The organism is Candidatus Schekmanbacteria bacterium, assembly GCA_003695725.1.
Taxonomy (GTDB): Bacteria; Schekmanbacteria; GWA2-38-11; order GWA2-38-11; family J061; genus J061.
This window is the reverse complement of sequence record RFHX01000214.1, coordinates 1-6,523: the sequence shown is the minus strand read 5'-3', so window position 1 is coordinate 6,523 and position 6,523 is coordinate 1. Positions and strand designations below refer to the sequence as shown.

General features: G+C 35.9%; 7 protein-coding genes. 5 read left to right on the top strand and 2 right to left on the bottom strand.

Annotated features, from left to right (window positions below; translation table 11 throughout):
• Window positions 1–175: 175 nt before the first annotated feature.
• Genes D6734_08440 through D6734_08420 form a run of 5 tightly spaced genes read left to right on the top strand, consistent with a single transcriptional unit; the run spans window position 176 to window position 3,900 of the window.
• The gene (locus D6734_08440) at window positions 176–1,744 is read left to right on the top strand and encodes an ABC transporter substrate-binding protein (GenBank protein RMF94162.1); all 1,569 of its coding nucleotides are present in this window, start codon (window positions 176–178) and stop codon (window positions 1,742–1,744) included.
• 56 nt (window positions 1,745–1,800) lie between these two features.
• On the top strand, window positions 1,801–2,685 hold the full coding sequence (argB, locus tag D6734_08435) for an acetylglutamate kinase (GenBank protein RMF94161.1): 885 nt from the start codon (window positions 1,801–1,803) through the stop codon (window positions 2,683–2,685).
• 29 nt (window positions 2,686–2,714) lie between these two features.
• The gene (locus D6734_08430; GenBank protein ID RMF94160.1) at window positions 2,715–2,912 is read left to right on the top strand and encodes a DUF2065 domain-containing protein; all 198 of its coding nucleotides are present in this window, start codon (window positions 2,715–2,717) and stop codon (window positions 2,910–2,912) included.
• Window positions 2,913–2,944: 32 nt separating this feature from the next.
• Window positions 2,945–3,436: a YajQ family cyclic di-GMP-binding protein gene (locus tag D6734_08425; protein RMF94159.1), complete on the top strand. Its 492-nt coding sequence runs from the start codon at window positions 2,945–2,947 to the stop codon at window positions 3,434–3,436.
• A gap of 5 nt (window positions 3,437–3,441) precedes the next feature.
• Complete coding sequence (locus D6734_08420) at window positions 3,442–3,900, top strand: hypothetical protein (GenBank protein RMF94158.1); 459 nt, start codon at window positions 3,442–3,444, stop codon at window positions 3,898–3,900.
• Between the two features lie 72 nt (window positions 3,901–3,972).
• On the opposite strand, the gene D6734_08415 is transcribed toward D6734_08420, so the two are convergent.
• Together D6734_08415 and pckA are read right to left on the bottom strand one after the other, a co-directional pair.
• A complete protein-coding gene (locus D6734_08415) occupies window positions 3,973–4,704 on the bottom strand; it encodes a hypothetical protein (GenBank protein RMF94157.1) in 732 nt (243 codons plus the stop codon).
• A 54-nt stretch (window positions 4,705–4,758) separates the two neighbouring features.
• Entirely contained in the window at window positions 4,759–6,375 is a 1,617-nt protein-coding gene (gene pckA / locus D6734_08410; protein RMF94156.1) for a phosphoenolpyruvate carboxykinase (ATP), read from the bottom strand.
• Window positions 6,376–6,523: the final 148 nt, after the last annotated feature.

Genomic DNA, 6,523 nt, shown 5'->3' with positions numbered 1-6,523 from the left:
GACTAATATGGCTTTTTTGAATATAAGAAAATATTAAATATTTAGCGTATTATAAGTATTTCCAGAATGACTTTCCGATAGCCATTGCATTTCTTTGGAACAACACAAAAGTTATTATAGCATAAGTATATAATTCGGAAAAAGTTGTTCTTAAATTTAAGATAGGAGAGTGAATTTGATAAAAAATACTAAATTATTTTTTTATATTTTAATTTCATTTTTAATTTCTTTATCAATTTTCTCCTGTAATAAAAAAAGTAGTGTCAAGAAGGATTATTTAATAGTAGCATTTGAGAGCGCTCCTATAACGATGGACCCTCGTTTGGCAACCGATGTACAATCTTCGCGGCTAACTGAACTGCTTTTTAACGGATTAGTAAAATTTGATAAAAATTTGAGAATCGTTCCTGACCTTTGTAAAAACTGGGAAATGATAAATGATAAAACTTTTCGTTTTTATCTCAGGGAAGGAGTCAAGTTTCATAGCGGCGAGATTTTAACTGCTGATGATGTTGTTTACACCTTCAAAACAGTTATGTCTGAGAATTTAAAATCTCCTCTTCGGGGTGCATATGATTTTTTGGATCATATTGAAGCAGTTGATTCACATACCGTTGACTTTTATCTTTCATATCCTTATGCGCCATTTTTGACAGCAATGACTTTGGGCATAGTTCCCAAAAGATATGCAGAAAAAGTTGGTGAAAAGTTTGGAGAAATGCCTTCCGGTACAGGTCCATTTGTTTTTGATTCAATGAAGAGAGAGCGCGAAATTAAGCTGAAAGCAAACCCTGACTATTTTGAAGAGGGAACACCCAAAATAGACGGAATAATTGTTAAAATAATTCGAGATGAGTCTGTCAGAGCGCTGCAAATGGAGAATGGCGATATCAATTTTTGTGAGAATGCTTTTTCACCTGACACATTGGAACGATTCAGGCGAAATAAAAATCTGATTGTATTAAAAGATAAAGGAACAGATTATTATTACTTGGGCATAAATATGAGAGACCCAATACTGAGAAATCTTGCTGTCAGAAGAGCTATTGCTTATGGTATCGACCGCTCTTCCATAATAAAGAATTTTGAAAAAAATAATGTCATTATTGCCAAGGGATTATTGCCAAAAGACCATTGGGCATATGAAGATGATGTAAATGTGTACGAATATAATCCATTGCTTGCAAAAAAACTCTTGGATGAAGCCGGTTTCACCGATCCTGATGGTGATGGGCCTAAGATGCGTTTTAATCTTACTTATAAAACTACATTTGAAGAGCGAAGCAGAAAATTTGCCGAGATTTTTCAGGAACAGATGAGAAAGATAGGTATTGGCATAAATATTAAAATGTATGAATGGGCAACTTTTTACAATGATATAAAAGAAGGAAATTTCCAGCTTTTTCGGCTCAAATGGGTTGGCGTTACAGACCCTGACCACTATTATGAGATATTCAATTCTAAAAGGATTCCACCTGTGGGGAAAAATCGTGGATTTTACAGCAATCCTGAAATTGACCGCTTGACAGAGGAAGGCAGAAGGACATTTGATTTGAAAAAGAGAAAAACTATTTACAGCAAAATTCAGAAAATAGTTGCCAAAGAGCTTCCCTACATAAGCTTGTGGCATGGAATGAATAATGCAGTCCTAACTAAAAATGTTAAGGGTTTTTTGTTGTTTCCAAGAGGAGAATTTGAAAGTTTAAAGAATGTCTATTTTGTAAAAGAAAAAAATTTTAATTAACGTAAAAATTGTTTATAAAGATGCGCCAGATAAAAAATATTGAACAACTATAGAAGATGGAAAAGTATATAGAAAAAGCAAATACTTTAATTGAAGCTATTCCCTATATGAGGGAGTTTAGTGGAGAGACTTTTGTAATCAAGTATGGCGGAAGCGCTATGCTAAATGAAGAGCTCAAAGAAAACTTTGCTCTCGATGTAATTCTGCTGAAATATCTTGGCATCAATCCTGTGATTGTCCATGGCGGCGGTCCTCAGATTGGAGAATTTCTCAAAAAACTTGGGAAAGAGAGCTCTTTCGTTTCAGGACATAGGGTTACTGATAGTGAGACTATGACGATAGTTGAAATGGTGCTTGGAGGCACAATAAATAAAGAAATCGTATCACTCATAAATAGACATGGGGGGCGTGCTATAGGATTGACAGGTAAGGACGGCAATCTTTTGAAAGCGAAAAAGATAATGATTCACAATTCAGAGATTCTGGAAAATAATGCTGAAAAAGTTGTAGATTTAGGAAGAGTAGGCGAAATCACTAATGTTTACCCTGATGTCATACTTGAGCTCGATAGAAGATTTATTCCAGTTATAGCGCCGATCGGGGTGGATAAAGATGGGAATTCGCTGAATATCAATGCTGATATTGCCGCAGGCGCCATTGCAGGGGCGCTGAAAGCGAGAAAATTCGTTGCATTGACTGATACAGAAGGAATTCTCGATGAAAATGGCAAGCTTGTTTCCTCTGCAAATGAAAGCAAGATAAATGATATGGTTGAAAGAGGAATTATCAAGGGTGGTATGCTTCCAAAAGTTAAATGTTGTCTCAAGGCGATTAAAGAGGGAGTCAAAAAAGTACATATAATAGACGGACGAATCAAACATGCACTCCTTCTTGAAATATTTACTCAAAAGGGAATTGGCACAGAAATAATTGCAGATTAAATTGTTAACTTCAATAATGTCAATGGGCTATGGGAAAGTTTCTTATTGTTGCAATTGGCTTGGTTTTGATTATTGAAGGATTGCCATATTTTTGTTTCCCGGAAGGTATGAAAAAAGCGGCATCTATGATACAAGATATAGATTCACGAAATTTGCGTGTTTTTGGAATAATTGCTATGTTATTAGGACTCTTGCTTATATACTATGGAAGAGGATTTTTTGGCTGATTAAAAAATTTCTTTTTTTGTGAGTAAAACAGATGCCTTCATTTGATATTGTAAGCAGAATAGATTTGCAGGAAGTTGATAATGCAGTAAATATGACAAAGAAGGAACTTCTCAATCGTTACGATTTTCGCGGCATCAAAACAATCATAGAGTTTGATAAAAAGGAAAAAGAGATTCGTCTTGGCACTTCTGACAAAATGAAGGCAGAAGCAATTGCTGATACATTGAGAATGAAGGCATCGAAAAGAGGTATTGACTTGAAAGCATTCAGTTTTGGCCCCATACAGGAAGGACTTGGAGGCAATGTAAAACAAGTTATCAAGATAAAGGAAGGGATAGATAAGGATAGCGCTAAAAAAATTGTGAAGATGATAAAAGATACAAAATTGAAAGTTCAAGCGCAGATACAAGATAATCAGGTCCGGGTAAGCGGTAAGAAAATTGATGATTTACAGGAAATAATCCGATTAATTAAAAATGCAAACCTTGATATGGCGTTGCAATATGTGAATTTAAAAAGATAAAGTCAATGGATTGGAAGGAAAAATATAAACCTGCAGTTCCCAAAAGATATTTGCTTCTATTAGCAGGGGCATTATGGCTTTTTGCAGGGCTTTTGCTCTCAACTATAGGGTTGTTTTGGATATTTCCAGTGAAACACAAGTTGGTATTTTGGCTTATGCCGTTTGCAGTTGTCTTGGGTTTTATCAAGGGTAAGTTTGTTCTGTACAAGGCGGCAAACAGAGCTGTTGAAAGGATTTATGGCCATCCTGAAAGGGCGTGTTTTGGAAGTATGTTTTCATGGAAGACATGGCTTGTCATTGCCTGTATGATGTCAATGGGACAAATTTTACGAAGTCTTCCATATCCCCACGATTATTTGGGATTAATCTATATTCTTATAGGCCCTGCACTTGCCACATCTTCACTGGTTTATTGGAAGAACTTTTTTGACTATCAGGAATCTACAGCAGAAGATATTGGATAAAAGAGATATCTTTATCACTTTGAGCGAATTACAAGTTGCTATTCCCTCTTATGCCTTTTGCACCAGAATTGATTACTTCCTGTCTTTTCTCGTTTTATCGAGATAGGATTTAAAGAGCCCCTTGATTTCGTCCATTTTATCCTTTGATATGCTTACTCTTATGTTTTCTGCAAAGCAATCGAGTTCCACAAGAGCATTTGCAGTTGCATCTTGAATTCCAATACCAGCGAGGCGCTGTGCAAAACTCATATTTAACACTTTGATATCGTCATAAATATTTGAGAGATATTTCATATCCCAATCAGGTTTTTCTCCCTCTTTGTATAGAAAATATTGCGCCATAAGATACATACTCATTGCTCTGTATTTCGTTTCTTCAATTGTCGAAAAGGGTAAATGAAATCTAACCATCGGTTTTAGTTTATCCATTATAGGACATCCGCTTGTTACCATATAAATGCCAATGAGCGAACTGATGCCCTGTTGAAGACTTGTTTTTTTGACAAAATTGCGAGCATCTGTTTTTATGTATAGTTCAACTTCTTCATAAGAAAGCGAATCGCTGAAAAAGGATACGACATCAACTAAATTAACAGCAATCGGACAGTGTTGATGAGTTTGAGTTGTCAGAGGACATATGGGACATTGGCGAAAAGTTAAAACTGTCCATAAAGGTAAATCTTTTTTATAGGATTCCTTTAAGTTTAAAGTATCTCTATCTAATATAAGATTAAATTCCTTTTCGAGTCCCTTGTCTAAGAGGAATTTATATTGAAACAAAATTTCGTTTTCCGATGCAGCCAAATCCTTCCCCTTGATATTTTAAAATATTCAGCCCGTTGAAATATGCCTTTAAATTTATACTTTTATTTTTGGTCCAGCATTTAAAACAGATGCAGGAATGTTATCTTTATATTGTTCTATATTTTCATTAAACAGGTTGGCAAGTTTTTTTGCCATTTCATCATAATCATCAGGATTTGACCATGTATTCCTTGGATTTAAAATCTCATTTGGAACATTTGGTGCTTCCTGAGGGACTAAAAAGCCAAAGATAGAGTCTTCAACCATTTTTACATTATTCAATTCACCATTTAGAGCAGCATTTAATAGAGCTCTTGTATATGAGATTTTCATCCGATTTCCTGTTCCATAAGGTCCACCTGTCCAGCCGGTATTGATTAGCCAGCAGGAAACATTGTATTTTTTTATTCGGTCGGCAAGAAGTTGAGCATAGACAGATGGATGTCTCATCATAAAAGGTGCACCAAAACAAGCGCTGAAGGTAGCAGTTGGTTCAGTAACTCCTTTTTCAGTTCCTGCAACTTTTGCTGTATAACCACTTATAAAATGATACATTGCTTGTTCCTGCGAAAGTTTTGCGATAGGAGGTAAAACGCCGAAAGCGTCAGCAGTCAACATAATTACATTTTTGGGATGGCCTGCCATACCTGATTCTACGATATTGGGGAGGTGGGTGCGAGGAAATGAAGCGCGTGTATTCTCTGTGAAAGTGTCATCATCCAGATTCACATAGCGAAGGACCGGGTCAATTGCAACATTTTCAAGAATTGTACCGAATCTTCTTGTGCACTGATAAATTTCAGGTTCTGATTCCTGAGATAGGTGAATTACTTTTGCGTAACAGCCGCCTTCAAAATTGAATACACCACTATCAGACCAGCCGTGTTCATCATCTCCTATAAGAAGTCTTTCAGGGTCCGTTGACAATGTCGTTTTACCTGTACCGGAAAGCCCAAAGAAGATTGCTACATTTTCAGGATCTTTTTTGCTGACATTTGCAGAGCAGTGCATTGACAGGACATCCTGTCCCGGAAGCAGATAGTTCAAGGCTGAGAAAATGGACTTTTTGATTTCACCGGCATATGCTGTTCCTCCAATTAAAATTAGTTTTTTGCTCAAATGAATTACGACAAAAGTTCCGCTTCGAGTTTGGTCTTCATCAGGGTCTGCATTGAAGTTAGGACAGTGTAAGACAGTAAAGTCAGGCACAAAATTTTTTATCTTTTCCCTATCACGAGGAACCTGAATAAACATATTTCTTGCAAAGAGACTATGCCATGCAAATTCAGTGATTATTCTTACAGACTGGCGATATTTTTCATCTGCACCGGCATAACAATCTTGTATAAATATTGTTTTTCCTTGAATGTATGATTTCATTCGATTGAAAAGGGCTTCGAACCTCTCTTCAGGATATTTGACATTGACTTTGCCCCACCAAACATCTTTTGATGTTTGCGGCTCATCGACTATATATTTATCCTTTGCAGCGCGTCCTGTATGCTGTCCCATTCGTACTGCCAATGGCCCCAAATGGACAATTTGTGCTTCATAGCGTCTAATAGCTTGTTCATAAAGTTCAGGTGTAGAAAAATTCCAACAAACTCTGCCTAAATTGTGAAGACCGAGATAATCCAACTGAAAATCAGGAATCAAATCTTTTTCTTCCATCCTTTTCTCCTTTTAAATGTTTAGAGAATCAGGAACTCTTTTTAGTTATTATGAATAACATATTATTGTAATAATTTTACAAAAATTATCTATATTTTGAATCATTTCTGTTTTTTATAGCAAGTATTAATGAAAGCAAGTATTAATG

Bases quoted from the DNA above. Each gene is read 5' to 3' on its own strand.
- pckA (RMF94156.1), bottom strand. From the start codon at position 6,375: ATGGAAGAAAAAGATTTGATTCCTGATTTTCAGTTGGATTATCTCGGT.
- D6734_08420 (RMF94158.1), top strand. From the start codon at position 3,442: ATGGATTGGAAGGAAAAATATAAACCTGCAGTTCCCAAAAGATATTTG.
- D6734_08425 (RMF94159.1), top strand. From the start codon at position 2,945: ATGCCTTCATTTGATATTGTAAGCAGAATAGATTTGCAGGAAGTTGAT.
- argB (RMF94161.1), top strand. From the start codon at position 1,801: ATGGAAAAGTATATAGAAAAAGCAAATACTTTAATTGAAGCTATTCCC.
- D6734_08430 (RMF94160.1), top strand. From the start codon at position 2,715: ATGGGAAAGTTTCTTATTGTTGCAATTGGCTTGGTTTTGATTATTGAA.